At 67.5% G+C, this 26117-nt stretch carries 23 protein-coding genes; 10 read left to right on the forward strand and 13 right to left on the reverse strand.

Translation table 11 applies throughout. From position 1 onward, the window contains the following. A partial coding sequence (locus tag Pth03_RS19205; protein ID WP_203945697.1) for an OmpL47-type beta-barrel domain-containing protein occupies window positions 1–953 on the forward strand: 953 nt, incomplete at its 5' end. Window positions 954–1143: 190 nt separating this feature from the next. Then, window positions 1144–2955, forward strand: coding sequence for a CocE/NonD family hydrolase (locus tag Pth03_RS19210; protein WP_203945698.1), 1812 nt, complete (start codon window positions 1144–1146; stop codon window positions 2953–2955). A gap of 141 nt (window positions 2956–3096) precedes the next feature. On the opposite strand, the gene Pth03_RS19215 is transcribed toward Pth03_RS19210, so the two are convergent. The 4 genes from Pth03_RS19215 to Pth03_RS19230 all read right to left on the reverse strand — a co-directional run bounded on the left by Pth03_RS19215 (window position 3097) and on the right by Pth03_RS19230 (window position 7153). Beyond that, a complete protein-coding gene (locus Pth03_RS19215; protein ID WP_203945699.1) occupies window positions 3097–4281 on the reverse strand; it encodes an LVIVD repeat-containing protein in 1185 nt (394 codons plus the stop codon). Between the two features lie 3 nt (window positions 4282–4284). Then, complete coding sequence (locus Pth03_RS19220; RefSeq protein WP_203945700.1) at window positions 4285–5370, reverse strand: ABC transporter substrate-binding protein; 1086 nt, start codon at window positions 5368–5370, stop codon at window positions 4285–4287. Window positions 5371–5486: 116 nt separating this feature from the next. Beyond that, window positions 5487–6332 carry an ABC transporter permease gene (locus tag Pth03_RS19225; protein WP_203945701.1) on the reverse strand — a complete coding sequence of 282 codons (846 nt, stop codon included), beginning with the start codon at window positions 6330–6332 and terminating at the stop codon, window positions 5487–5489. Then, window positions 6329–7153 (reverse strand): ABC transporter ATP-binding protein, encoded by an 825-nt coding sequence (locus Pth03_RS19230; protein ID WP_203945702.1) that lies wholly within the window; start codon window positions 7151–7153, stop codon window positions 6329–6331. Before Pth03_RS19230 ends, Pth03_RS19225 begins: the two co-directional genes overlap by 4 nt. A 592-nt stretch (window positions 7154–7745) precedes the next feature. Between Pth03_RS19230 and Pth03_RS19235 the strand changes: the two genes are divergently transcribed. The 4 genes from Pth03_RS19235 to Pth03_RS19250 all read left to right on the forward strand — a co-directional run bounded on the left by Pth03_RS19235 (window position 7746) and on the right by Pth03_RS19250 (window position 12450). Continuing rightward, entirely contained in the window at window positions 7746–9833 is a 2088-nt protein-coding gene (locus tag Pth03_RS19235) for an NPCBM/NEW2 domain-containing protein (protein ID WP_203945703.1), read from the forward strand. A 188-nt stretch (window positions 9834–10021) separates the two neighbouring features. Further along, on the forward strand, window positions 10022–10720 hold the full coding sequence (locus Pth03_RS19240; protein ID WP_203945704.1) for a FadR/GntR family transcriptional regulator: 699 nt from the start codon (window positions 10022–10024) through the stop codon (window positions 10718–10720). 142 nt (window positions 10721–10862) lie between these two features. Further along, window positions 10863–11369, forward strand: coding sequence for a DUF6933 domain-containing protein (locus tag Pth03_RS19245; RefSeq protein WP_203945705.1), 507 nt, complete (start codon window positions 10863–10865; stop codon window positions 11367–11369). A gap of 298 nt (window positions 11370–11667) precedes the next feature. Beyond that, entirely contained in the window at window positions 11668–12450 is a 783-nt protein-coding gene (locus tag Pth03_RS19250) for a protein phosphatase 2C domain-containing protein (RefSeq protein WP_203945706.1), read from the forward strand. Between the two features lie 30 nt (window positions 12451–12480). Here the strand turns inward: Pth03_RS19250 and Pth03_RS19255 are convergent, their stop codons facing one another. The 9 genes from Pth03_RS19255 to Pth03_RS19295 form a co-directional block, all read right to left on the reverse strand. Continuing rightward, on the reverse strand, window positions 12481–14136 hold the full coding sequence (locus Pth03_RS19255) for a dipeptide ABC transporter ATP-binding protein (protein ID WP_203945707.1): 1656 nt from the start codon (window positions 14134–14136) through the stop codon (window positions 12481–12483). Next, window positions 14133–15062 (reverse strand): ABC transporter permease, encoded by a 930-nt coding sequence (locus Pth03_RS19260; protein WP_203945708.1) that lies wholly within the window; start codon window positions 15060–15062, stop codon window positions 14133–14135. The genes Pth03_RS19255 and Pth03_RS19260 overlap by 4 nt, the downstream gene beginning before the upstream one ends. Continuing rightward, window positions 15059–16018 carry an ABC transporter permease gene (locus tag Pth03_RS19265; RefSeq protein WP_203945709.1) on the reverse strand — a complete coding sequence of 320 codons (960 nt, stop codon included), beginning with the start codon at window positions 16016–16018 and terminating at the stop codon, window positions 15059–15061. The genes Pth03_RS19260 and Pth03_RS19265 overlap by 4 nt, the downstream gene beginning before the upstream one ends. A gap of 21 nt (window positions 16019–16039) precedes the next feature. Beyond that, a complete protein-coding gene (locus Pth03_RS19270; protein WP_239119182.1) occupies window positions 16040–17671 on the reverse strand; it encodes an ABC transporter substrate-binding protein in 1632 nt (543 codons plus the stop codon). Window positions 17672–17839: 168 nt separating this feature from the next. Then, window positions 17840–17983 (reverse strand): hypothetical protein, encoded by a 144-nt coding sequence (locus tag Pth03_RS19275; protein ID WP_203945710.1) that lies wholly within the window; start codon window positions 17981–17983, stop codon window positions 17840–17842. A gap of 422 nt (window positions 17984–18405) precedes the next feature. Next, window positions 18406–18687 (reverse strand): hypothetical protein, encoded by a 282-nt coding sequence (locus Pth03_RS19280; protein ID WP_203945711.1) that lies wholly within the window; start codon window positions 18685–18687, stop codon window positions 18406–18408. A gap of 113 nt (window positions 18688–18800) precedes the next feature. Then, window positions 18801–21080, reverse strand: coding sequence for an Rv1355c family protein (locus Pth03_RS19285; protein WP_203945712.1), 2280 nt, complete (start codon window positions 21078–21080; stop codon window positions 18801–18803). After that, window positions 21077–21361: a hypothetical protein gene (locus Pth03_RS19290; protein WP_203945713.1), complete on the reverse strand. Its 285-nt coding sequence runs from the start codon at window positions 21359–21361 to the stop codon at window positions 21077–21079. The genes Pth03_RS19285 and Pth03_RS19290 overlap by 4 nt, the downstream gene beginning before the upstream one ends. 14 nt (window positions 21362–21375) lie before the next feature. Further along, complete coding sequence (locus tag Pth03_RS19295) at window positions 21376–21528, reverse strand: DUF4334 domain-containing protein (RefSeq protein ID WP_203945714.1); 153 nt, start codon at window positions 21526–21528, stop codon at window positions 21376–21378. A 456-nt stretch (window positions 21529–21984) separates the two neighbouring features. On the opposite strand from Pth03_RS19295, the gene Pth03_RS19300 reads away from it, so the two are divergent. Genes Pth03_RS19300 through Pth03_RS19315 form a run of 4 tightly spaced genes read left to right on the forward strand, consistent with a single transcriptional unit; the run spans window position 21985 to window position 26093 of the window. Beyond that, the gene (locus tag Pth03_RS19300) at window positions 21985–23517 is read left to right on the forward strand and encodes a class I adenylate-forming enzyme family protein (RefSeq protein WP_203945715.1); all 1533 of its coding nucleotides are present in this window, start codon (window positions 21985–21987) and stop codon (window positions 23515–23517) included. Then, entirely contained in the window at window positions 23514–24236 is a 723-nt protein-coding gene (locus Pth03_RS19305) for a GNAT family N-acetyltransferase (protein ID WP_203945716.1), read from the forward strand. Before Pth03_RS19300 ends, Pth03_RS19305 begins: the two co-directional genes overlap by 4 nt. 5 nt (window positions 24237–24241) lie before the next feature. Further along, window positions 24242–25759 carry an FAD-binding oxidoreductase gene (locus tag Pth03_RS19310; RefSeq protein WP_203945717.1) on the forward strand — a complete coding sequence of 506 codons (1518 nt, stop codon included), beginning with the start codon at window positions 24242–24244 and terminating at the stop codon, window positions 25757–25759. A gap of 10 nt (window positions 25760–25769) precedes the next feature. Then, the gene (locus Pth03_RS19315) at window positions 25770–26093 is read left to right on the forward strand and encodes a hypothetical protein (RefSeq protein WP_203945718.1); all 324 of its coding nucleotides are present in this window, start codon (window positions 25770–25772) and stop codon (window positions 26091–26093) included. The last annotated feature ends 24 nt before the right edge of the window (window positions 26094–26117 follow it).

Consider the following 26117-nt stretch of genomic DNA (forward strand, 5'->3'; position numbering starts at 1 on the left):
GCGCGACGGACAAGGCCGGGAACACCTCCGCCGTTGCGTCGGTGGCGTTCACGGTGGTGGCCCCGCAGGAGCAGGACACCACCGCGCCGCAGGTGACGGCGCAGGTGTCGGGAGAGAAGAACTCCGACGGCGCCTACGTGGGTTCCGCCACGGTGACGGTCTCGGCGAGTGACACCGGTTCCGGGGTCGACAAGGTCGAGTACTCACTCGACGGGCAGCCGTTCGCGGTCTACACGAACCCGCTCGTGGTCAATCAGCCGGGCGCGCACAACGTGGGCTACCGGGCCACCGACAAGGCCGGGAACACCTCGAATGTGAGCACGGCGACGTTCACGGTGGTGGCTGCGCAGCCGAAGGACACCACCCCGCCGCAGGTGTCGGCGTCGGTGTCGGGCAACAAGGACGCGAACGGCAACTACATCGGCTCGGCCACGGTGACGGTTTCGGCGAGTGACACCGAGTCCGGGGTGGACAAGGTGGAGTATTCGCTGGACGGTGGTGCGTTCGCGGCGTATTCGGCTCCGGTGTCGGTCAACCAGGTGGGCGCGCACACGGCGCGGTACCGGGCGACGGACAAGGCCGGGAACACCTCCGCCGTGGGGTCGGTGGCGTTCACGGTGGTGGCCCCGCAGGGGCAGGACACCACTGCGCCGCAGGTGACGGCGCAGGTCACCGGAAACCAGGATTGGGCCTGGAACTACGTGGACTCGGCCACGCTGACGGTTTCGGCGAGCGACACCGGGTCCGGGGTGGACACGGTGGAGTACTCGATCGACGGGCAGCCGTTCGCGGTTTACACCAAGGCGCTCGTGGTCAACCAGCCGGGCGCGCACACCGTGAACTACCGGGCCACCGACAAGGCCGGCAACACCTCGAATGTGAGCACGGCGAAGTTCTCGGTCGTCGAGGCCGGCTCGGACTGTTCGAAGCCGGGCAAGGGCAACTGCAAGTGATTCATTGAGCCGGCGGGCGACCTCAATCCACCAGTGGGCAGAGGTCGCCCGTTTGGCGACGGTTCGGAACGTCTCCTGACGGGTGCGGCTCGATCAGTCTCCACCCATTCAGACATTCAAAAGTCAAGTAGCGACAAAGCCGGTGAAAATAGCTAATCTCCCGTGGCATCCAATGATCACGGGAGTGTCTATGAACATTCGCCGAAAGACATCGACCGCCGCGGCGGCCGGTGCACTGGTCACCATCGCCACCCTCGCCGCGGGCGGATTGCCCGCAGCTGCCCAAGCCGGACCGGCGACTGCGGCAGCCGGGGTCCCGGTCACCCACGAGGAGAACCCACGGGTTCCGGAGGGCGCTGCATGGACGGAGGCGTACTTCCCGTCCTCGGATGGCAGCGGTGTCGAACTGCACGCCGACGTATTACGTCCGGCACATCTGCCGGCCAAAGCGAAGACGCCGGTGATCCTCTCGGTGGGCCCCTACTTCGCACACGCGGGGCAGACGGGGCCCGAGGGATGGGACCGGGTCGGACCATCGGCCCGCTTCCAGGACTTCATCGACGGCGCCGACCTGATGGCGCGCGGCTACACCTTCGTCATGGTCGACCTGCGCGGCTTCGGCGGGAGCACCGGGTGCCTGGACTGGGTCGGTCCGGGTGAGCAGGCCGACGTCCGGGCTGCCATCGACTGGGCGGCCGGCCAGCCCTGGTCGACCGGCAAGGTCGGCATGTACGGCAAGTCGTACGACGCCGTCACCGGGCTGGTGGGCAACAACCTCAAGATGAAAAGCCTGAAGGCGGTCGTCGCGCAAGAGCCGGTCTGGAACATGTACAACTACCTGTTCAGCAACGAGGTTGCGCGCCCCAACGTCACGGGCACGCCGGACGCGTACAACTCGATCGCGGTGATGCCTCCGATGGGCGATGACAGCGACCGCTACAAGGCGAATGCGGAGTACGAGGAAAGCCATCCGGAGTGCCTGAGCGACAACCTCACCAACAACAACAACCCCGACCTGGACTCTGCGTACTGGAGAGCCCGCAACCTGGCCGCCGACGCGAAGGGCACCAGCACGCCGTTGTTCGTGACCCAGGGGTTCATCGAGAACAACACCAAGCCTGAGGACATGGACGTGTACCTGGCCAACCACCGGGGCCGGGAACGCGGCTGGCTCGGCCAGTGGGAGCACGTGCGGGGCAACGAAACCGACGCGAACGGCCGACTGTTGCAGGGCCGTGCCGGCTGGTTCGACGAGGTCATGCGGTTCTACGACCAGTACCTCCGCGGCGTCAAACCGTCGGTGACCGACCCGGCGTTCGCAATCGAGGACAGCCTGGGCCACTGGCGCGCCCAGCCGACCTGGCCTGTGACCACGACGTCGTACGACTCGCGGCTCGCCTCCGGCCAGTACGTCGACAACGGCGGTGGCTCGGCGGTGAGCACCCTGGCGGACAACGGGCGCTGGGACATGGAGCGGGCGCCTCAGATCGAGCCGCTGACCGACACCGAGAAGAACCAGGCCAGGCTGGCCGAGACCACCGACACCAGCTTCTGGACCTGGTCCACGCCCGCGTCCCAGACGGTCCGGATCACCGGTACGCCGAAGATCAGGCTCAACGCGAGCGCGAGCGGTAACGTCATGGTCCGCCTGTGGGACGTCGCTCCGGACGGCACGGCAACGATGTTCGACGAGAACGTCGCCCTCCTGAAGGGGGGATCCATCTCGTTCGACCTGAAGTCGGCCGACTGGACCATCAAGCAGGGCCACCGGCTGGGGGTCCAGATCGGGACCATCGACTCCCGCGGCTGGCGGGACGTGCCCTCGAACCACACGATCAAGGTCTCGGACGCGCGGCTGTTCCTGGACGTGCAGGCCCTGAGGTTCGACGTGCCGACCCAGGGTGACCGCTCGCCGTATTTGGACCGGTACCTCGCGGCGAACACCACCACGCTCAGCGACATCGGTCCCGGCACCTTCCCGCTGAAGGTCTCGAAGCACTGACCAAGCGGCTGCCCGGGACCCGCCGTGGCGGGTCCCGGGCAGCCGGCCGACCGCCTCGCCTAGAGGCCGAATCCATGGGATGCAACCGATTGCGACAGCCGTATCAGCGGACGGGCGGATCGGCGGTCGGTGGGGCGGCCGTCACGCACGCGCCTCCTCCATCAGCGCGGCCAGTTCGGGCTCCGGTTCGAGGACGAACAGCCCGCCGTGGGTTCGATCGGTCACCCATACGAGTCCGTCCGCGTCGACGAACAGGTCGTTGGCCTGAGGCGCATCCTGGCCTGGCGGCGTTTCGGAGACCCAGTGGGCGATCTCGCGTGGGTCGTCCGCATCCTCCAGGTCATAGACGCGCACGCCTGCGTTGAAGTACGTGGCGAAGACGAGCCGCTCGCTCCGGTACGACCCCTGCCTGTTCTCGTGCAGGCAGTGCGGCCCGAAACGCATCGGACGGTCGTCGTACGGACCGTCCGGACGGGGGAGGGCTCCGCGGTACCGGGGCTCCGACGGGTCGGCGACGTCGACGAGGTGGATGCGCCGCTCGGGAGCGTGCGGACCGTCGTGCTGCTGCTCATCGGTCACCACGAGGAGGTTGCGGGCCGGCAGGGGGAGACAGGTGTGCGTCGCGCCCCCGCCCCACCGGCAGCGGCCGATCATCTTCGGTGCCGCGATGTCGGACACGTCGAGCACGACCAGGTTGGCGTCGTCGAAGCCGAGGTAGGCGACGTCGCCGGAGAGGAGGGCGTGGTGAGCGGCGTACCGCATACCCTTCGGCCAGTCCGGCTGCTCGCCGCCCGCTTCCCACTGACCCGGCCACCACCAGCGGCCCGCCTCGACGGGATGCGCCGGATCCGCGAGGTCGACCACGACCCAGATGCGATCCCTGAAGCCGTCCGGCACCGCCGACATGTGGGCGTACCTGCCGCCCTCCCACACGATGCGGTGGACGCCCTTGCCCCCAGACTCCCAGAACGCGATCTGCTCGGGGGCGAACGGGTCCGTCAGGTCGTACACCGCGAGCCCGGCCGAGTGGGGGCCGAGCGGCCCGGTCGGCCGGTACGGAAAGCGCTCGTGGTTGACGAGCAGCAGTCCGCCGGCGACCTGGACCTTGTGCGTGTGGGTGTTGTCGGGCGCGGGCCACTGGTCCACCAGCCGAGGACGCCGCGGGTCCGACACGTCCAGGATCGAGGTGCCCATCCGGGACGTCCCGGTGTGGCCGACGTAGAGCGCGTCGCCCTCGCGCATCACCTGCATCCCGTCGCCGTTGCCCGCGAGGTCGTGATGCGCGAGAAGCCGCAGCCTCTTGGCGCCGGCTGTTCCCACTCCCATGGCTCAGACGCTCCCGAGGGCGGGCCTGAACGGCAGGCCGAGGATCTTCTGGGCACGCCACAGTGGGACGAGGTAGGTGTACTGACGCCAGTCGGTGCCTTCGGGAACCGACTTGAATCCGATCTGGTCCTGGATGAACTTGTCCATGTCGGCGGGCTCGAATCCGCCGTCGGCGACGTGGTAGTCGGGGGCGTTCTCCGCCGAGTACGCGTCAGCGAACTCCGGCGGGACATCGAAGCCGTGCTTCACCATCAGGGCCAGGACTTCGTCCTTGTTCGCCTGGTTCGTGATGAACTGGCGTGCCTTCAGGGTGGCGGTGAGGAACGCCGTGACGGTTTCCGGGCTCTCCTGGAGCAGCTTGTTGGCCGCCCACCCGTTCTGCGGCACCCTGCGGGTCTCCTCGAACAGGAACTTGCCGCCCTCACGCTCCAGCACCTTCCGGTGGCGAAGCTGGAGGCTGGCGCCGTCGACCACGCCGGCGATCACGGACTGCAGGCGCTCGTTGGACTGCCCGCCGGTGCTGACGATCTTGACGTCCTGGTCCGGGACGACGCCGTTCTTGGTGAGCAGTTCCCGCAGGATCGCGTCGTTGCGGCTGTTGAACTGCCCTCCCGTGATCGTCTTGCCCTTCAGGTCGGCGGCCGTGTTGATGCCCTTGTGGACGCCCAGGATGTTGGCCTCCCCGCCCAGGTAGACCGACAGGAACCGCACTCCCGTGTTGCTCTTCTTCGCCGCGGCGATGGACGTGTCGGAGTCGTAGAGCGCCATGTCGAGCGAACCGCCGATGAGGGCGGGCAGCGGGTCCTCGATGGTCTTGATCTCGACCGTGTCGATGCCGACCTCCTTGAAGTAGCCCTTGTCCTGGGCCACCAGGATGTCCTCGTGGAACAGGTAGTACGGGTTGTCGACGCCGACCACGAGGTCGCGCTTGACCTTGCTCGTGTCGATCGTGGCGCTGATGTCCGCGGCGGTCGTCGGAGCGCCGGAGTTGGCGGCGTTCGGGGCGGCGCCGCCTCCGCCTCCGCCGCCGCAGGCCGCAAGGAGGAGCGTGACGCTGAAGACGGTCAGTAGCTGCTTGGATCTGTGCATCGGTGACTCCTGGGCGTCGTCCCATGGACAGGTGGGGGGACAGCGAACCGTGCCGGCTCTGGGGGGAGATCTGTATGGGTGGCGGTGAGGAGATCGGTGCGTGCGTGTCGCCAGGTCTACGCGCGGGCGATGTCGCGCCATGGCGCCGCGCGCTGTTCGAGCCAGCGCATCGCCTGCACCAGCCCGACGGACATGACGGCGAGAAGGATCAGGGTCGCGTACAACATCGGCGCGTCGAACTGCTCGCCTGCCTTGTCGAGCAGGTAACCGAGCCCGTTTCCCCCGCCGCCGAGCAGCTCACCGATGAGCATGCCGACCAGGCCTCGGGCGATGCCCTGGTTGACGCCGGCGATCACGAAGGGAAGCGTGTACGGAAGGATCACTTTGAGGTAGATCTGGGGCCTGTTGGCGCCGAACACCTCGCCCGCGCGAATCAGTGACGGCTCGACCGTCTTCACGCCCGCCATGCAGTTGACCATGATCGGGAACACGGCCGACAAGACGATGATCGTCAACTGCATGGCGTTGCCGAATCCCATGATCAGGATCAGCAGAGGGATGAGGGCGACACGGGGGAGCGAGGTCATCGCCCAGACGTAGGGGCTGAGGATGAGATCGGCCACCTTGCTCGCGCCCATCAGCAGGCCGACGGGGATGCCGATGACCGCGGAGATCGCCAGGCCGATGAGGAAGTTCGTCAGACTGTGGCTGAGCTGCGGCCAGATGGTGCCGTCGGCGAACCCGTTGAACAGGGCGGCGAACATGTCGCCGGCCTTCGGGAAGAACAGCGGATTGATCACCTCAGCGCGGGCGACGACCTCCCACAACACGAAGAAGACGCCCAGGTTGAGCACGGTGATCGCGATGGTCCTGAACCGCGCGAACCGGCTGACGTGGATTGTCTCGATCTGCCGGCCGTCCGCGCGCTCGATGCCAGGCGTGCCCTGGGTCGTCTCGGTCATCGTGCCGCCTGCTTCGCGCCCAGGGCCTCGTCGGCGAGAAGCGACCATAGATGGCTGCGTATCTCTCCGAACCTGGGCGACCGTTGAACGTCGGCCTGTTCGTCGAACCGCGGTCGCGGGAGGTCGACGTCGATGACCTCCCGGATGGTGCCGGGGCGCTTGCTGATGACCACGATGCGGTCGGCGAGCAGGATGGCCTCGTCGATCGAGTGCGTGATGAAGACGACCGTCTGCCGGGTCTCAGCGATGATCTTCTCCAGCTCCGCCTGCATGGCTTCACGCGTCATGGCGTCCACCGCGCCGAACGGCTCGTCCATGAGCAGGATCTCGGGTTCCGTGACGAGCGCCCGCGCGATCCCGACCCGCTGGCGCATGCCTCCCGACAATTCGTGGGGGTAGGACTTCTCGAAACCCGTCAGCCCGACGAGCTCCAGCGCACGCGCGACCCGTCCGGCCTGCGCGGACTTCGGCACGTGCCCGCGCCGGTTCTCCATGGCGAACCGGATGTTGCGTTCGACCGTCCGCCACGGCAGCAGCGCGTAGTCCTGGAAGACCATCGCCCGGTCGGCGCCCGGTCCGGCGACCTCGCTGCCGCGCACCCGTACGGATCCCTCGGTCGGCTTGACGAATCCCGCGATCAGATTGATGAACGTCGTCTTCCCGCAGCCGGAGGGGCCGACGATGGCGAGGAACTCGCCCCGCCGTACCTGGAGTGAGACGTCCCGCAGCGCGATCAGCCGGGTGAGCTCTCGCCTGTTCTCATAACCCGCGGTCACATGTAATGCCTCGATGAGCGCCGGCTCCGGCGATTCGTCGCTCACGGCGCGTAGTGCGCCGGGCGCATGGTGAGCCTCCACATGCCCCATCCCAGCTCCCTGCTCAGATCAGTCTGTTTTCCTGCCTCTGGCGTTGACCACTGCAATCGGTTGCGCTGACGGTACCCAACGGGTCTAACAGCGTCAAGAAGGTAATTGTGCTGGGCCTTTGTATTAAGGGGGCTCATCTGGGCCGATAGGAACAGGCTGGTGCGCAATCGATTGCTAAATGAGATCGATTCCAGGGTTCGATGTGTGCAAGGGGCCGCATGCAAGATCACGTCGGGATTCGGGTCGGATGAGATCACTTCCCGGCACTCAAGAACTCATAAATTACGAATTATCGTTGACATGCCGCCGTAACGAGATACAAGATCCTGGGAACCAAACACCTCAGGAGTGCGGACATGACTGGGTCTGGCAGCCGGTCGGGGACGTTCCTCGAAGGAACGCACGGTGCCACTCCGGGCTCCCGCGCCGGTGCGCAACCCGCACATGCGCTGGAGCGGGGTGAAGGCGGACACGCAAGCAGGTCCAGGACGCGATGCAAGTAGCCCATCGTGGCGTCCGCCATTCCTCGGCAGTAAAGGAACCCGATGTGAAACGACATGTGCTCACCGCTGTGACCGCCCTCGTGGCAGGTCTGCTGGTCGCACCCGCGACCGCCCAGGCCGACACGGGTACCGGTGCGGGGGTGGCAGGCCGGCCGCCGGCACCACAGCAGGTGATCAGCCCGACGCCGTACCAAGGCTGGAACACCTACTTCGGCCTCGGCGGCGCCTTCTCGGAGGAGTCGGTGAGGGAGGTCGCCGACGCCCTCGTCTCCCGCGGCCTGGCCAAGGCCGGCTACGACATCGTCTGGCTGGACGGCGGCTGGCAGGACCCGGAGCCGCGGACGGCCGCAGGCGACCTGCAGGCCGACCGGACCCGTTTCCCCAACGGGTTGAAGCCGCTGGTGGACTACATCCACAGCAAGGGCCTGAAGGCCGGCATCTACACCGACGCCGGGCCGTACATCCCCGGCAGGTGCGGGCTCGGCAGTCACGGCTACTACCAGCGCGACGCCGACCAGTTCGCCGCCTGGAAGTTCGACGCGGTGAAGGTGGACTTCCTCTGCGGGATCGCCGCGAACCTGGACCCGAAGACCGTCTACACCGAGTTCGCCCAGGCGCTGCGGAACAACGCCAGTCACCGGCCGATCATCTTCAACCTGTGCAACCCGGTGACCTCGCCCGACTGGGGCAACTACCCGGAGGAGCAGCAGTCGACGTTCACCTGGAGCTACGCCCCGGCGATCGCGCAGTCCTGGCGGACCTACACCGACGTGGGCTTCGTCGGCGACATCAAGTTCAAGGACGTGCTGCGCAACTATGACGCCAACGCGCGGCATCCCGAGGCCGCCGGGCCCGGTCACTTCAACGACCCGGACTACCTCGGCCCCGAGATGGGGATGACCGACGAGGAATTCCGTACCCAGATGACGCTCTGGTCCGTGGCCGCCGCGCCGCTGGTGATCGGCAGCGACGTCCGTAAGCTCAGCCAGACCTCCGTGGACATCCTCACCGACCCTGACGTGGTCGCGATCGACCAGGACGCCGCCGGCGTGCAGGCCGTCCGCGTCGGCCCCGCAGGTACGACGGAGACCTGGGTGAAGCGGCTGGCCGACGGCGACCGGGCCGTCGTGCTGCTCAACCGGGGCGACAGCTCGAAGACCCTGACCACGAAGGCGTCCTCGGCCGGCCTGTCCGGGGACCGGTTCACCCTCAAGAACGCGTGGACCGACCAGGTCACCGAGAGCGCCGGCACCATCAGCGCGGCCGTCCCCGCCCACGGCGCGGCGCTGTTCCGGGTCGGCCCGGCCCGCGGCAAGCCGGGTCTCCCGCACGTGGTCGCCGGTCTGCCGCAGGTGACGCAGGTCGGTGGCGACCCGGTGCCGGACGGAGCGGCGCCCGTCGTCGCCGGTGGCGACGAGGCACGGGTCGAGGTGGCCGTACGCAACGACGCCACGCGGCCGGTCTTCTCGCCGCAGGTCACGTTGACGGCGCCCACCGGCTGGACGGTCCGTGAGCTCGGCAAGGCGCCGAACCTGCTGGACTCCGGCCACGCCGCCACCTTCACCTTCGCCGTGACCCTCCCGGCCTCCGCCTCCGCCGGCAACGCCGCACTGACCGCCACCACGTCGTACGACGCGATCGGGAACGGCCGCCTGCAGCAGACGACGGCGTCGCCGGTGGTGGTCGCGCCGGTGCCCCCGGACGGCGAGGCCGTCCTGTCACACCACACCTGGATCAGCGCCACCAGCGGATGGATGAGCCCGACGGTCGACGCGAGCGTCGGCGGCTGGTCGCCGATCAGCATGCTCGGCACGGTGTACCCGACCGGTCTCGGGGTCGCCTCACCGTCCACGGTCCGCTACTACGTCGGCGACCAGTGCAGCCGGCTGACCGCGACCGTCGGCCTGGATGACGCGGTGCGCAACGTCGGGCCCGAGGGGGCCACATCGACGTTCCAGGTCGTCGGCGACGGCCGGGTGCTCTTCGACAGCGGAGTCCTGACCCGCGACGACGTCCGCCAGATCGACGTCGACCTGACCGGTGTCCGGATGCTCGACCTGGTCGTCGGCGACGCGGGTGACGGTGGCTACAACGACCGTGCCGACTGGGCGGGTCTGAACGTCAGCTGCTGAACGTCAACTGCCGAACCCGGGACAGCCGCGCCCAGGTGATGATTCACCTGGGTGCGGCTGTCGTCGTCCGCCGGCTCGCCGTGGAGTACGGTCCGGGTGAACACCGTGCTCCCGGGGGTGCGAGCCTGGTGGACGAAAGCCTCAGCCTGGAAGATCGACAGGGGCGAGCGAGAAGGGTGCGAAGAGCATTGGCACAGTATGCCCGCCGGGGAGTCCACGGGCAGACCGTCGAGGTCATCGCACGCCGCATCGTCGCCGGAGAGATCGCCGCAGGTGAAACGCTGAACATGACCGCGCTCCTGGAGGAGCTGGACGTCAGCCTCACCGCGCTGCGGGAAGCGCTCAAGGTGCTCTCCGCCAAGGGCATGGTGGACGCCCGGCAGAAGCGCGGCACGTTCGTGCGGCCTCGCGCGGACTGGAACCTGCTCGACGGTGACGTGATCCGCTGGCAGTTCGCCGAGGGCGCCGATCCGCGACTGTTCGACAAGTTGCACGAGGTCCGCAGCATCATCGAGCCGGCCGCCGCCCGGCTGGCCGCCAGCAGAGCGACCGAAGACGACCTGGCCGCGTTGGCCGGCGCGCTGGACGAGATGGCCGCCGTGAACGGCGACCCGGCCGCCGCCGTCGCGGCCGACCTGAGCTTCCATCGCGCGCTGCTGACCGCCACGCATAACGAGTTGCTGGAGCGCATGGAGGTTGTCATGGAGACCGGCCTCGCGGAGCGCGACCGTCTGGTGCACGGCGGCGTCGGGCCGCATGACGACCCGGTGCCGAGCCACCGGGCTGTGGTGGACGCGATCCGGGCGCAGGACGCGACCGCGGCCGAGACCGCCATGCGGGGATTGCTGGAGAAGGCCGTGCGGGACGTCGAGAAGGCACGCGGTTGAAGATCGGCCTTCCTCGTCGCACCGCGGTGATTGCTCTGCCGCGCGGAGACCGACGAGGGGCTGGTGGGGCGGAGTGAGCCTCAAGGAGGCGGCCTCGGCACAGCCATCCAGGCGCCCTGAATGATGGCGGCAGGATAGGCAGGTGCTCATCGTACGCGCGACCAAGAAACTGCTCGACCGCATCGGCCCGCCCAGCCTGGGTGAAGGCGAGCAGCCCACCACATTGTTGGGCCAGTGGTACGCCACAGCCGTGTTCTGGAAACCCCAGGTTGCGCTGTTCGTCAATGAATCGACACTGGTGCCCGTGCTGATGCCGCTGGCTCCCGCAGCGACCCTGCTGGCCAGATTCCCGCAGCAGGTCGCCACGGTGCTTGCCGCGCTCGGAGCCCCCGACATGATCATCGGTGAGGAATTGCAGCAGATGCGCGACAGCCGCCTCGCCAAGACCGCCAACCGCAGCGTCGTCGGAATCATGAATGAGTTCACTTACCTCGCCGAGACCTACCGAGGTGGCACCCCGGCGCCAGATTTGCTCGGCCTCGCGATACGTCTGGCGGCCACACCCTGCGGACCCCTCTACAGCAAACACATCAGTCCCGACCGCGAATTGCAGGCGTTGCTGCGCTCTATCACGCCTCCAGCGAGCTGACCCGCCGACGACGGCCAGTACCCCTCCGCCGCAAGGATCAAAGGCGGGACCGGACACGATCCTCTCCCTACCCGAAAGACTTCGCCGACGTCCGCGACATCGCCCTGATGCGCTCGGGCGCTGAAGTCGGCCGTCTCTCCGCCCAGGCCGCGGAAAATCCGGATACTGATCAAGGGGCCAGACGGTGCGCCCGACGCGTCTGCGCGGCGACAGATGGGTGCGCCCCCAAGCGCCCTGGCGGTTGTAAGTGTCAACGCCTTAATCGGCGGGAGGGCGGCGGCAGGGCATGCGGGTGACGATGACGAGCGCTGCCGCGCGGACTGGCCACGCGAACGAGGACTTCGCCGGCGCCGTACCGACGGCAGCGGTGCTGATCGACGGTGCCGGCATCTCCGGCGCCGAGTCGATCTGCCGGCACGGCGTGGCCTGGTACGCCAGCCGCCTGGGGGGCAGCCTCCTCGGCCTCTTGTCACTCGTGCGGGACCGCAGCCTTTCGGAGCTGCTGGCCAGGGCCATCAAGCAGGTTACGGACGATCACCGGGACACCTGCGACGTCGCCGACCCCATCAGTCCGTCGGCGACGGTAGCCATCCTGCGCCTGTCCGACGGTCTCGTTGAGCACCTGGTGCTCGGTGACTCGGTCCTCGTGCTCGACAGAGCAGACGGAACGCCGCTCGTCGTCTCCGATCCCCGGGAGGTGGTCATCAGCCGGTCGTACCGGTCCGCGCTCGAGGCCGCCGCCGAGGACGGCGATGAGTACCACCGAATCCTCCGAGACTTGCGCGGAAACCGGAACCAGCCGGGCGGCTTCTGGGTGGCCAAGGACGACCCACGGGCGGCAGACGAGGCGATCACCGGAAGCTGTCTGATCTCCGAGCTGACCGGTGCCGTCCTGCTCAGCAATGGAGCCAGCCGCATCGTGGACCGGTTCCGGCTCGCCGAGTGGCCAGAGGTCATGGCCGTCCTGGCGTCGAGCGGACCCGCCGAAGTCATCCATCGTGTTCGGCAAGCGGAGGCGCGGCACGCGGTGGCGGCGGACGATGCGACGATCGCACACTGCACCGACCTCGGCGAGACCTGACGCTCGCCGGCGGGCGTGCGTCGCTCCCGATCAGGCATGCTGCCCGCCGGGGATGGCCGCGAGCAGCTCGCGGGTGTAGGCGTGGTTCGGGCGGTCGAAGAGTTCGCTGGGCGTGCCGATCTCGACGATCCGGCCGGCCTGCATGACGGCCACCCGGTGGGCGATCTGCCGCACCACGGCGAGGTCGTGGGAGATGAACAGGTACGCGACGCCGGTGGACGCCTGGAGTTCGGCGAGCAACTCGAGGACCTGGGCCTGCACCGAGACGTCCAGCGCGGAGACCGGCTCGTCGCAGACCACGAGGTCCGGGGAGAGCGCCAGGGCCCGGGCGATGGCGACCCGCTGGCGTTGCCCGCCGGACAGTTCCGCGGGCCTGCGGTCAAGGACGGAAGCCGGCAGCGCGACCCGGTCGACGAACTCGCGGGCGCGCGCCTGCCGGGAGGCCCGGTCACCGACGCGGAACACGCGCAACGGTTCGGCGATCACCTCGCCGATCGAGAAGCGCGGGTCGAGCGACGCGTACGGATTCTGGTAGATGAGCTGGGCGCGCCGCCGCAACCGGCGCAACGCCTCGCCCCGAGCCCGGGTGATCTCCTCGCCGTCGAAGGAGATCCGGCCGGCGTTCGGTTCCGCCAGGCGCAGGACCAGGCGGGCCGTCGTCGACTTGCCGGAACCGGACTCGCCGACGAGGGCGAAGGTCTCGCCCCGGTTGATCGAGAAACTCACGTCGTCCACCGCGCGCACCGACCGTACGGCGCCTGCCACCTGGGGTAGCGAGAACTCCTTGGCCAGGTTCTCGACCGTCACCAGCGGCCGGTCGGCCGCGATCCGGCCTGGAGCGGGACGCGGCGGTGCGGCCGGGCGGGCGACCGCCAGGCTCGGGGCGCTGCGCAGCAGCTGCCGGGTGTACGGGTGGCCCGGTTGATCGAGGACCTGCCGGGTGGGTCCGGCCTCGACCACCCGGCCGCGCGACATCACCACGATCCGTTGCGCCCGGTCGGCGGCGACGCCGAGGTCGTGGGTCACCAGCAGGACGGCCGTGCCGAGTTCCTCGGTCAGGCTCTGGATGTGGTCGAGGATCAGCCGCTGGACGGTGACGTCGAGCGCGCTGGTCGGCTCGTCGGCGATGATCAGCTTCGGCTTGGCGGCGATCGCCACGGCGATCAGGACCCGCTGTCGCATCCCGCCGGAGAGCTCGTGCGGGTACTGCCGGGCCCGTACGGCCGGGTCGGGCAGACCTGCCCGTTCCAGCAGGTCGACGGCGTCCAGCGGCGCGGAGCGGCGGTCCGCCAGGCCGTGCACCCGCAGCACCTCCGCCACCTGGTCGCCGATGCGCTGCACCGGATTGAGCGACACGGTCGGGTCCTGCGGGACGAGACCGATCTGAGCCCCACGGACCAGCCGCAGCTCCCGCTCGGACAGGCCGGCGAGGTCCCGCCCGCCGAACCGGATCCGGCCGGCGTCGATCCGGCCGGTGCCCGGCAGCAAGCCGATGACCGCGTGTGCCGTGGTGCTCTTGCCGGAGCCGGACTCGCCGACGACCGCGACGATCTCACCGGCGCGGACCGTCAGGTCCACGCCGTCCACGGCGCGCACCACCCCCGACCGCGAACGGTAGGAGACGGCGAGGTCGCTGATTTCGAGGAGGTTCTCCGGCATCGCGGCCGGACCGCTCGGTGTGCTCATCGCCAGGTCGCCGACTCTCCGTCGAGGGCGCGGGCGATCCGGTTGACGGCCAGGACGGTGGCCGCGACCGTCAGGCCGGGCAGCGTTGAGAGCCACCACGCGTTCGCCAGGTAGTTCCGGCCGGTGGAGATCAGAGTGCCCCACTCCGGAGCGGGCGGCGGGGCGCCGTACCCGAGGAAGCTCAGCGACGAGACGGCCAGGACCGCGAGTCCGAATTCGATGGTGGCCAGGACGAGCACCGGGCCCATCGCGTTCGGCAGCACGTGCCGGAGCAGGACCGAATACCACCGGGCCCCGGTGGAGCGGGCGGCCTCGACGTAGACGGCACGGCGTACCCGCAGCACCTCCGACCGCATCACCCGGGCGAAGCTCGCGACGCTGGCGAGACCGACTGCGACGGCGACCTTGACGGTGCCGAAGCCGAGCGCGGTGACCAGGGCGAGCGAGAGGAACAGCGCGGGTATGGCCAGCAGCACGTCGACGATCCGCATCAGCACGTTTTCGACCCACCCGCCGATGAAGCCGGCGACCAGACCGATCGTGCCGCCGGCGACGAAGGCGACCCCGACCGCGATCAACGTCGCCTTGAGGGAGAGCGCCGCGCCGTGCACGACCCGCGCGTAGATGTCCCGGCCGAGTTCGTCGGTGCCGAACCAGTGCTGGGCACCGGGGCCCTGGAACCGGTCGGCGGGCACCCCGAGCAGGGGGTCGCGCGAGGTGAACAGCGTCGGCCAGAAGGCTGCCAGCACGACGAGGGCGATCACCAGGAGGGAGAGCACCAGCCCGGGACGCCGCAGCAGGAACCGGATCAGCCGCCGCACCTCGGCGCCGCCGACGGCGCCCGGCTCGACCGGTTCCGGGTGGAGCGGGCGGCCGGGGTCCGGCCCGGTCTCCGGCTCCAGTTCGCCGACCAGCGATTGACTCATCCGGTACTCCTTGGCTGTGCGGCCGTGACGACGATTCGCGGATCGAGGAGCGGGTAGATCAGGTCGACGGCGAGGTTGGCCAGCACGTAGGCCAACGCGCCGAAGACCACGACACCCTGGACCACCGGGATGTCCTGCACCGTCACGGCGCCGACGGTCTCCCGGCCGATGCCGTTGCGTGAGAAGACCGTCTCGACGACGACCGAGCCCGCCATGAGATTGCCGACCAGGATGCCGACCATGGTGAGCGCCGGCAGGGCGGCGTTCCGCAACGCGTGGCGCAGGTGGACCCGGATCCGGCCGGCGCCCTTGGCCCGGGCGGTCTCCACGTACGGCTCGTCGAGCGTGGTCAGCAGACTCTTGGCGAGCAATTGCGCGACCATCGCTCCGGTCGGTATGGCGAGGGTGACCGCCGGCAGGATCAGGCTGGCCGCGCCCTCGTTGCCGAAAGCGGGCAGCAGGCGGAGCCGGAACGACAGGAGCTGGACGAGCATCAGGCCGATCCAGAAGGTGGGCAGCGACACGCCCAACGACGGCAGCGACATCAGCAGCTGACGCAGCCAGCGGTGGGGGGTGTAGGTCGCGTACAGGGCGAGCGCTCCGCCGAGGAGGACGGCCAGCGCCAGGGCGGCGGCCGTCAGCTGCAGGGTGTAGGGCAGCGCGTCGGCCAGCGTCGAGGTCACCGGCCGCCCGGTCGCCACCGAGTTGCCGAAGTCGCCGCGTACGGCCCGCCCCAGGTAGTCCAGATATTGGACAAGGGGCGGCCGGTCGAAGCCGTACTCCCGGCGCAGCGCCTCGAGCTGCGCCGGGTCGACGGCGGCCTGGTCGAGCCCGCCGGCGGCCATCGCCGAGACGGGATCGCCGGGCAGCCAGACGAGCACCAGGAAAGAGATCGTGTAGGCCGCCCACAGCACCGCCACCGCCTGCCCGAGGCGACCGGCTAGATATCGACGCATGCTCGGTGGTTCCTCCCGCCCCTAGCTCTTCCAGGTGTCGTGCAGCTGGATTCGGCTGGACGCCTCGAAGTCCAGGTCGTGGACCCGCTTGGCGACGCCGAGCTCGGTGGTCAGCTCCACCACGGGGATGGCGTACGCGTTCTCGGCGATCAGCTTCTGCGCCTGGCTGACCAGGGCCTGGCGCTTCGTGGTGTCGGTGGTGGCGGCCTGCTCGTCCAGCACCGTGTCCAGCTCGCCCGGTTCGAGCCGGTAGGTGTTGGCCAGCGCCGTCGAGTAGGTGCTGCGCAGGATGTCCGGGTCGGCCCGGGTGATGTTCCCCCACAGCGCGTCGAAGTCGCCGGACTGCTGTATCTGGGTGATCTGGGCGATCGGCAGCTCCCGCAGCCGGATGTCGACGCCGACCGCCTTGAGCTGCTGCTGGATCAGCTCAAGGGTCGGCCGGTTCGTCGCGGCGTTGGCGAACCAGTCGACCTCCAGGCTCAGCCGGGTGCCGTCCTTGGTCCGGATGCCGTCGGCGCCGGGCCGCCATCCGGCCGCGTCGAGCAGCGAGGCGGCCTTGCCGGGATCGAAGGTGAGCTGCGCGCTGAAGTCCGTGTAGAACGGGGTGGTGTGGGCCAGGATGCTGGTCGCCGGCTTGCTGCCGGTCGGGAAGATCGTTTTGACGATCTCCTGCCGGTTGATCGCCACCTGGATCGCCTGGCGCACCGCGGGGTCGCGCAACAGCGGCCGGGAGTTGTTGAGCCCCAGGTTGAACACCACGCCCGGGTTGGCCCGCGCCTGCAGGTCGACGTTGCCGCCGGCCTGTAACGCGCTCTCGTCGGCGAGCCCGACGCTGCCGATGGCGTCGACCTGTCCCGACTGGAGGCTGCCGGTGCGGACCCCGGCCTCCGGAACGATGGTGAACACCACCTTGTCCAGGTAGGCCTCACCGGGCTTGCGCCACAGGGACGACCCCCACTTGTAGCCTGTGCGCCTGGCCAGGGTGATCGACTGGTTCGCCTGGTAGCTCTCCAGAGTGAACGGGCCCGACCCGACGATCCCCTCGGTGCAGCGCTGGTCCGCCGTCTTCTTGGTGCTCGCCGAGGAGACCAGGCCGAGCGAGAAGGTCGACGTCGCCTGCAGGAACTGGGCGTTGGGCTGCTTGAACGAGACCTCAGCGGTGAGGTCGTCGACGACCTTGGTGCCGGTGTACCCGCTGAGGTAGCCGATCGCGAGGGTCGCCTTGGCACCGAGCTTGGGCGCGGCGTCGAAGGTGTCCTTGACCGCCTGGGCGTTGACGGGCGTCCCGTCGCTGAACGTGGCTCCCGGGCGGAGGTGGAAAGTGAAGGTCCGCGCGTCCGGGCTCACCTCCCAACGCTCCGCGAGCCAGGGAACGATCTTGCCCGTGGCCGGGTCCTGGTCGGTCAGCGAGTCGACGATCTGCCGCAGGGCGTAGATGGTGTCGTTGCTGCCGACCTGCTGCGGGTCGACGCAGCCCGCGTACGACCCGACCGCGAAGGCCAGGCTTCCGCCGGCCTTGGGGGCGTTGTCGTCGGCGACGCCGGCGGTTCCGACGCCCGAGCCGCAGGCGGTGGTCAGCAGGATCGACCCGGCCACGGCAAGTCTCGTGATCAGCCGCCGGCGGACCACGATGGACTGGGGGGCTCGGTGCACGTGTACTCCACTTGGATCGAGAGAGGCGTTGAGGTCGCCTCCGTGCTGGGCGTGACAGGAGCGGACCGATCGGTGGGGAGGTCGGGGTAGGCACCGATGCGCTCGGTGTGCCTGGCCGACCTGGCGGTTACTCGAGGGGATGGCGGTCGGGCCGGGGTGCGGTGTCGCTCAGGCCGGCGGTTCGGCGGTCGCGCAGTCGTGACAGAGGGGACCCCGGACCCGATGCAGGTCGATGTGGTGGCGGAAGAAGCGCAAAGGGGAATGGCTCGAAGCGGCCTCGGGCGGGATGACGTACACCTGCGTATGCAGCATGTTCGCCTCCTTGTCGACCGCGCTGTACGGCTCGTCAGCTCGCGTCGGCGCACCACATCGTGCCGCCGGGCGGGCCCGGTTGATCACCGGCGTCTCGTCGCGCTCATGGTAGGCAGCCGGCAGAATTTAAGTCAATCCCTACATGGAAAGTAGGTTATTGCGATGCGTTTCTCCCGCTCGGTCGGGCGGTGCGGCCCTCCTCCGGGTGCGGATGACAGGAGAGGGCGGACGCACGGCCGTACTGCACGATCACGAGCTTTCACGTGCCCGCTTGGGTGAGTGGGCTGGTCTGGCGGGCAGCAACGGGCGATCACTTGTCACGAGATGACGGTCATCGTGTTGGGTCGTCCGGCTTCTTCAGGACCTCATCGATCCAGTCGTCCCCGGAGCCGGACTGCAACCTGCGGCCGTATGGGCCGGTATCAAAGGTCGCCTCTCTGCCATGTGTCGAATTGGGGGACGGGCGAGTCAATGAATTCTTTGAGCTGTTTCGCCCTGTCCACGCAATCGGAGCAGATGTATTCCTTAACCGATCTTGCGGTGGCTTCCGGTGTCGGCTCGCGGAAATTACCTGACAGCGTCATGCCTGGCGGAAGATTGGTCTCGGGGTCCATCATGACCGTCATGACACTCGCAGGGGTGAAGCTGAAGGTTCGCTTGCACACGTAACATCTGCCGATTGTCGTGATCTGCTCGTCTGCCATAAAGCGTCCGCCCTCCTCCGTCGCACCGTACAACCCGCTCCGGTCGGCTGGCTTTGGGGAGCAGGTCAAGGCCCGCTGCGCACGGCCAAGGTGGCCGGGAACCGGCTGAGGGTCTATTCCTCGAACTGAAGCATCTCGTCGACCTGCCGGCGCAACGAGCGGGCGGTGGGGGGGCCCGCACGCCCGAGGCGGAAGATCATGATCTCGGCCGTGTCGGGAACGATCTCGAAGAACTGCGCGAACCGCCGGCGGAGCCCGCTCAGGGTGTGAATCTCTTCGGCGTCGAGCCCCTCGCCGCCTCGTTCGACGCGCGTCCACAGGTAACCGGTAACCGCCATCGGCTGGAAAGCGATTCCGAGCGAGGTCGCCGTCAGCCATACCCGCTGGAGCGTGCGGCCGCCGCGGAAGTAGCTCCCCGGACCGACGCCGGGGATGGTGAGCAAGCCCAGCGCGGACGAGGAGACGAGCGCCCGCCGCGACGGATTCTCGAACGCTCCACCGCCATGGATCGCGCGCAGGAAACGTATGTTCGACCATTGACGGGCGGCCCTCATGCCCGCCAGGTCGTCGAGCGGCAACTCGAGCTGCGCGAGCCCGATGCCGTCGCGGATCTCCTCCTCCGCGGGCGTCCAGCGGAGTGCGTCCATCATCTCGCCGTGCATGCGCTGATTGAGCATGCGGACCCGGTCGCCGATCCCCAGGATGCGCCCGAGCTCCGCGAGCGCGTCGGGATCGGTGACGAGCTGCAGACGCGCTTCGTCGTCAGCGGCGGCGGCGTGGAGGGCCTCGATCACCGTGGCTTCCAGCGGTGAGTACGGCCCGAGCTTGCGGTTGGTCACGCGCCGCCCGATGAACGCGGCGAGGGGGGGAGGGTCGTGCCGCCGCGAGGCCGGCAGGAGCGACACCTCGCAGACCAGATCGGGGTCGCGCGGATCGGGGAAGGTTGCGACGTGGCAGTCGAGGCCCGCGGCGCGCGCCGCGAGCTCCATGTTGAACGCCGCCGCGCCGTGGGAGAGGTGGGTTGCGCCACGCTCGAAGTCGAGCAGAGTCGGCGGCCGGGACGTGTCGACGTAGCAGCGGATGACCGGCCCCCGGGCGACGAAGCGCCAGGGCTGGGTGTTGCCTCCGGAAGGTGCCATGAGCCCGTGCGCCACGATCCGACGAACATCCTCCGCGGTCGGCTCGCCGCGCGCGTCCGGGAGCCGGAGCTCGGGCTCTTCGACGGTGAGTGGGCTGAAGGGCGCGTCGATCGGGCCCGGAGGAGCGAGCGGTACGAGGTTGCCCTCGCCGACGATGTCGTCGAGATCGACGAAATAGCGTCCCTGCCCGCGGAACTGGTCGAGCAGGATCCGCCGGGTGACGTTGGTGATGATGCCCGCCCCCAGCGTCACGCCCTCGGCGAGCTGCGGCCAGGACTTGATGGTCTCGTTGATCTCCACGAGCGAGGGAATGAGGCGCGGGGAGAACTTATCCTGCGCCAGGATCCGTAGCACGTACGGCACCTTCTCGCGCATGGTGAGGTGCTTGACGTCGCGGGCGCTGACGCCGTGGAGGAGGCCGTGGAGCAGCGGGCGATCCGGCTCCAGATCGAAGCGCTCGACATCCAGCATCCCGCGCTCGTTGGTGTCCATCACCACCGGGATCTGGTGCGCCTTGGCCCGCTCGCGCACGTGCAGCTTAATGAAGAGGTCGTCGCACTCCTCGACCAGGACGTCGATGGGGCGGCTGCCGACGAGGAACTCGTCGACGTTCTCCTCGGTGAGGCCGTGAGGCCACAGGGCGATGTCGAGGTACGGGTCGATCTCGAACATCTCGCGCGCGGCGATCACCACCTTAGGGACGCCGATGGAGTGCACCGAACAGCGCAGCCGGTTCATGTTGGACATCGAGAGATGATCGAAGTCGGCGAGGCGGAAGACGCGCCCGACCCCTTCCTGTGCGAGGGTCACGGCCGTCGCGCCCCCCACAGATAGGCCGACGATGCCGATCGCCTTGCGGGCGAGGATCTCCTGCTCGTCCGACGTGATCTTGTATTGATTGCGGGCGTGGCGGAGCTCGCGATACTCCAGCTCGGGCAGCACATGGACGAGTCGGCGGGACCACGGGAAGAAAACCCAGGTCCCGTACTCGAAGAGGGATCGGGGACCGAGGTGCGCCTTCGTCCGGGCCGCCAGCTCTGCGGGAGAGAGTTTGGCCGCAGCGTCGCGGGTGGCCAGAAGCTCCTCGAGTTGGGCTCCGAGGGTGTTGGATACCACCGCCACCCGACCGCTCTCCAGGAGCGCCTCGAGAGCCCGGTCGGCCCCGTCCACGGCGAGGTCGAAGAGCTCGGGCCGCCAGGGCGGTATCGCGCTGGGATCTTCCAGCAGGTCGAGGACTCGGCGTTCCAGGGTCATCGACGATCACGCTCCTCGGCCTCCAAGCGGAAGCCGTCGGGCCACCTCGAGATCTGGGTCACTGAACTCAGCCGAGGCACGGTGACTGGGGTGTGGCGGTCGGTGGTGGTGCCGTCACCGAGGTGCCCCCAGAAGTTCCAGCCCGCCGCCGGCCCAGCCGGACACAGGCCGGCCGCCTGGATACGGACGAGGATCTCGTCCGCACAGGGCGCTTCGAGATCGGCGTCGATGATGGTTAACGGAGCCCCCGCGAATTCGACCAGGGCGGCTTGGATGCACATGATGATGGCTCCTGTCAGGCGCGGTCGAGGATGAAGTAGAAGAAGGGGCCTTCCTCGGGTACGTCCTTGCCGTTCAAGACGCCGATCAAGGTGTTGTCGTCGACCTTCTTGAAATGGTCGAATATCGGCTGGCCGTCATAGATCATGGTGGTCGTCGACTCGAGCAATCGTCAATACCTGTGGATCAAGATCTTTAGGTGGCGGCCGAAGCTCTATTGACGCTCGTCGACCATCGGGGGATGATCGCGAGATATCCACGGCTTCAGCACAAGTGAGTGTTCCACGCCATATCCAGAGGGACATATGGCTAGCTGGTGGCCGATCGGCATCAACGCACAGAAGTCATTACTGCGACGCTTGTGAGGCCGCCGAAGGGCGCCCCCGTCATACCCGGGACCGAATTTACTGTCCCGGTGCACCGACTCATCTCATTAATCAACGAGGGATACCGATGCAGGACCAGTTTAATCGCATAGCGCTGAGAATCGGCAAACCGAGACGATTCCTTCGGCCGATCCGGACCGGCCCTTGGCCGGATACGTCCGCGCTGCAGACTGCCTCTCGGACACTGTCGTGAACGACAAGCTGACGACGGGACGGCCATGGAGAAAGGGTCTCCAGCGGTGAGCCGCGAACCGATGGGGCAGCTGTCTCTTGTGCACAGCCTGGAATATGCCGCTGCCGTTCATGCTGATCGTGCGGCGCTGCGCTTGGCCGGCGGAAATATGACGTGGGGTCAGACGCGGGAGCGGGTCGCCCGCATCGGAGGAGCCCTGCGGGAGGCAGGAGTGCGTCCCGGCGACCGCGTTGCCGTCGGCTTGGCCAATCGACCCGAATATCTCGAGCTTTTCTATTCGATTGCATGGGCCGGGGGAATCGTCGCTCCGCTGAATACCCGTCTGACCGAGTCAGATCTGCGTGGATACATGGACTGCATCGCGCCGCGCCTCGTAGTCAGCGATTCCCTGCAAGTCACCCAGGCCGTACAACAAAAGTATCCGGTGGTGGCTATTGAAGGGGCGGCACCCGGAACGGGGCTGGACGACCTGGCGGCACAGGGCCCATCGGTCGGGCCGCACCTCAGGCACGAGGACGACATCGCAGTGCTCTTCGGTACGGGAGGGACCACTGGAATCCCCAAAGCTGTCGCTCATACCGACCGCAGCCTTGTGAGCAACGCTTACCACACGGTCATGGAACTCGGCTATGACGAGCACACGGTGTACCTCCACGCGGCCCCCATGTTCCACATCGCCGACTGCTGTTCTCTGTTTGCTGTCACGCTCAGGGGTGGGTCGCATGCGTTCCTGGAGCGCTTCTCCCCGCAGGGCTTTCTTACCGTGATGCAGCAGCGGCAGGTCACCGCGACGCTGCTGGTGCCCACGATGATCTCAGCCGTGTTGGACAGTGACTCGCTTGCCCGCACTGACCTGTCTGCCTGGCGAACGCTGTTCTACGGTGGCGCGCCCATCCATCCGCGGCTGCTCGACCGAGCGCTTGCCGAGTTGTCGTGCGACCTTGTCCAAGGGTATGGGATGACCGAGATCTCTTTAGGAGCAATTCTCGGAGCGCGCCCGCATCACGCCGTGCGGCACAACGGCCCGGACTTTCCCCTCGCTCGCTCTTGCGGAAGGCCTGCCACCGGCGTCCGGATACGAATCAGCGGCGCCGAAATCCCTGGCGACGTCGGTGAAATCGAAGTGGCAGGCCCCAATGTGTTCTGCGGATATTGGGACAATGGCGTCGCGAAAGACGTGAGACAGGATGGGTGGTTCAAGACTGGAGACCTGGCTTTCCAGGACGCGGAGGCCAACATCTACATCGTCGACCGCGCCAAGGACGTAATCATCACTGGGGGTGAGAACGTCTACTCAATCGAGGTCGAACGTGCCATTCAGGCGTTGCCGGGGGTCAAGGACGCGGTGGTCATCGGGCTACCCGACCCATATTGGGGTGAGCGAATCCACGCCCTCGTTGTGCCGTCGTCCCCGGACGTCACAGCGGCAGACATGACCGTTCAGCTGCACGGCAAACTTGCAGGTTACAAACGTCCTCGTTCATATGATTTCGTTCAAAACCTTCCGCGTACTCCCGCCGGAAAGATCAATAAGGCGGAATTGGTGCATCGCTACTCTGTACAGGAGCAAGAGCGGTGACCGAGCCCTTCCCTATTCGGTCCGGCACATTTGTGCTTCCCACCCCGGGGAAACTGGCTGAGGCAGGCCTTGATCTGAAACTGGTAGGGCAACCCGGTGACAACGCTCCGGCGCCCCTCATGCAAAGCTGGAGGAAGCGCGTCGCTTCCATTCAAGAGTTTCGGGGCGCCGTGGCCTGGGATAATGGTCGCCGCCCGGCCTTCCGCCAGGTCGACGGAACGCTACGTGACTCCGACCCCGTAGATGCCGTCTCGTGGCACATCCTGATAATCCGCGCCGGCGGACGTATTCTCGGATGTGTTCGTTACGCACCACTAGAAGCGCTGGGGGAGCACAGTCATGTTCGACGCGCGGCCCCTGTGGCCGCCACTTCACTCCTGCAGGATATGAAAGCTACGGATAGGGACGTTCTCGAAGGGGGCCGACTTATCGTCGCGAGCGAGGCGCGTAATCAAGGATTCGCTGCAATCCTGCTCGCTGCCGGAACACTCCTGGCCCGAAATATCAACCGCAGGCTCATCTGGGGAACGGCCGGTAACCGGCAGGATCAGGAGCGGATATTCCGAAGGTTGGGCTACGCCCGCTATGGCAGTACCACATTCGCGGCACCTAAATTCGACGATGAACTGAGCCTGGTGTACCAGCAGACCACATCGCTTCCACCAAACGTCGCCGCTGCCATCGACGAGTTCTTCCCCCCGCCACAGACGCTGCCCTGAGAGGCATGATGAGCACCCCTGCCAACATCCACACCTCCGAGGTGGCCGCCGCCATCGAAGCCTGGCGCGAAGCCCTCGGCGACAGCTCAGTGGCCGCCGACAGCCGTTCCCTGGCCGATCTGGCACTCAACGCCGGCGGTTTCCAGCGCCACGTCCCAGCGCGCCTGCGGATATCCACCGTGGAACAGCTACGCCTCGCCTTGATCATCGCAACAGAACATCACGTACCTGTTTATCCGGTGAGCACCGGAAAGAACTGGGGCCTGGGCTCGTCCTTGCCCGTGCGTGACGGCTGCGTCGTCTTGGACCTGTCTGGTATGAACCGCATACGAGTCCTGGATCAGGATGCCAAAGTGGCCGTCGTCGAACCCGGAGTGACTCAGGGCCAACTTGCTTCGTGTCTCTCTGCCGAAGCGCCGGAACTTCACCTCAACGTCACGGGGTCTGCCCGTGGAACCAGCATTGTCGGCAATATCGCGGAACGAGGCGACGGCTGGCTGGGTCCTCGCATCGATGACTTGAGGGGATTGGAGGTGATGCTGCATGACGGGACCACGGTCCGCACCGGCTACTGGCACTACGGTCACAGCGAGGCGACACACCGCTGGCGACACGGCATCGGCCCCTCACTCGACGGCATGTTCACCCAGTCGAACTACGGCATCATCACCGCGGCGGCGATCGGCCTGCGATCCAAGCCACCAAGCCACCGTGTCTTCGCCATCGCCGTCAGCGACGAGTGGGACCTCCCCGAACTGGTAAACAAGCTCCGCATACTCCACGAATTAGGAGTGATCCGCAGCGCCACCCACATCTTTGACCGCGAGCGGCTTCAGTCCGCCCTGGGCGTCCCCCATCGATCCTGGGTCGCCATTGGCTCGATCGGCGGCACCACCCGAGGTTCGGCAGCTGCCTGGCAAGACCTGTGCAGCACCTTCACCGGCATCGCAGACGTGCTGGACGCCGGCGGTACAGAACACTCCACCGACCCGGCTCTGCAGGGTGCACTCGCCGCCATCCGCCCCATCCTGCAAGGGACACCCACGGACGCGGGGGTGAGCGCCCTCGCCACACGCTATGGCCCTGCCGTCGAGGCGACCGAGGTCGACGCATCAGACACCGGAATCCTTTTCTGCCTGCCCGTGCTTTCCTTCACGGGCAGTAGCGCTCACCGTCTCGTCGAGCTCACACGGCGCCATTGCCGATCGTACGGATACGAACCCGCCATAACGCTCAATGTGATGAACGACGTCACACTGCAGGCAACAATCGACGTCACTTTCGACCGTCGTGATGCAGCAGCGGCCCCAGCCGCACAGGACTGCGTAGACGGGCTGCACGCGGTACTCGCCGACAATGGATTCATGCCTTACCGGCTGGGCATACAGACGATGTCGAGACTCATTCGGTCGAACGACGACGCGTTTTGGGAAACTGCGGCACGCATCAAGTCCGTCCTCGATCCTCTGGGAATCATCGCTCCTCAGCGATACGACCCCCATATATTGGGGCGGAACTTTTGAACCGAGGCCATTGCTTGACCGTCACGACACGGATACCCAGGTCGATGGCCGACCAGTTGCCCTATCGCGCAGCCTGGGGCTGTTCGTCGACGACCTGAACCTGCTCGACGCGGTGTCACTGGCCTTGTTAGGGCAGCTTATGAAGGCGGGTGACATCTTCGTGCTGACCACCCTTCCTACGAGCCAGCCGCCGCCGGATGTACTGCACCGGATGTGGTCGGCCGACCGTGCCGTATGGGTCGAGTTGTCCAGCTTGACCGGCAGGGACGCCAAGGTCTTGCTGACTCTCGCTCTGGGGAGCCCAGTCAGCGCCGACACCGCCACCACCTTGTAGAGCGTTAGCCAGAGGAACGTGCTG

Origin of the sequence: Planotetraspora thailandica (assembly GCF_016863335.1) — a bacterium.
In the GTDB taxonomy this organism is placed as follows: domain Bacteria; phylum Actinomycetota; class Actinomycetes; order Streptosporangiales; family Streptosporangiaceae; genus Planotetraspora; species Planotetraspora thailandica.

What these genes read in the sequence shown, in the direction of transcription:
- Pth03_RS19210 (WP_203945698.1), top strand. Translation starts at nt 1,144, where the DNA reads ATGAACATTCGCCGAAAGACATCGACCGCCGCGGCGGCCGGTGCACTG.
- Pth03_RS19215 (WP_203945699.1), bottom strand. Translation starts at nt 4,281, where the DNA reads ATGGGAGTGGGAACAGCCGGCGCCAAGAGGCTGCGGCTTCTCGCGCAT.
- Pth03_RS19220 (WP_203945700.1), bottom strand. Translation starts at nt 5,370, where the DNA reads ATGCACAGATCCAAGCAGCTACTGACCGTCTTCAGCGTCACGCTCCTC.
- Pth03_RS19225 (WP_203945701.1), bottom strand. Translation starts at nt 6,332, where the DNA reads ATGACCGAGACGACCCAGGGCACGCCTGGCATCGAGCGCGCGGACGGC.
- Pth03_RS19250 (WP_203945706.1), top strand. Translation starts at nt 11,668, where the DNA reads ATGACGAGCGCTGCCGCGCGGACTGGCCACGCGAACGAGGACTTCGCC.
- Pth03_RS19255 (WP_203945707.1), bottom strand. Translation starts at nt 14,136, where the DNA reads ATGAGCACACCGAGCGGTCCGGCCGCGATGCCGGAGAACCTCCTCGAA.
- Pth03_RS19260 (WP_203945708.1), bottom strand. Translation starts at nt 15,062, where the DNA reads ATGAGTCAATCGCTGGTCGGCGAACTGGAGCCGGAGACCGGGCCGGAC.
- Pth03_RS19265 (WP_203945709.1), bottom strand. Translation starts at nt 16,018, where the DNA reads ATGCGTCGATATCTAGCCGGTCGCCTCGGGCAGGCGGTGGCGGTGCTG.
- Pth03_RS19275 (WP_203945710.1), bottom strand. Translation starts at nt 17,983, where the DNA reads ATGCTGCATACGCAGGTGTACGTCATCCCGCCCGAGGCCGCTTCGAGC.
- Pth03_RS19280 (WP_203945711.1), bottom strand. Translation starts at nt 18,687, where the DNA reads ATGGCAGACGAGCAGATCACGACAATCGGCAGATGTTACGTGTGCAAG.
- Pth03_RS19285 (WP_203945712.1), bottom strand. Translation starts at nt 21,080, where the DNA reads ATGACCCTGGAACGCCGAGTCCTCGACCTGCTGGAAGATCCCAGCGCG.
- Pth03_RS19290 (WP_203945713.1), bottom strand. Translation starts at nt 21,361, where the DNA reads ATGTGCATCCAAGCCGCCCTGGTCGAATTCGCGGGGGCTCCGTTAACC.
- Pth03_RS19310 (WP_203945717.1), top strand. Translation starts at nt 24,242, where the DNA reads ATGATGAGCACCCCTGCCAACATCCACACCTCCGAGGTGGCCGCCGCC.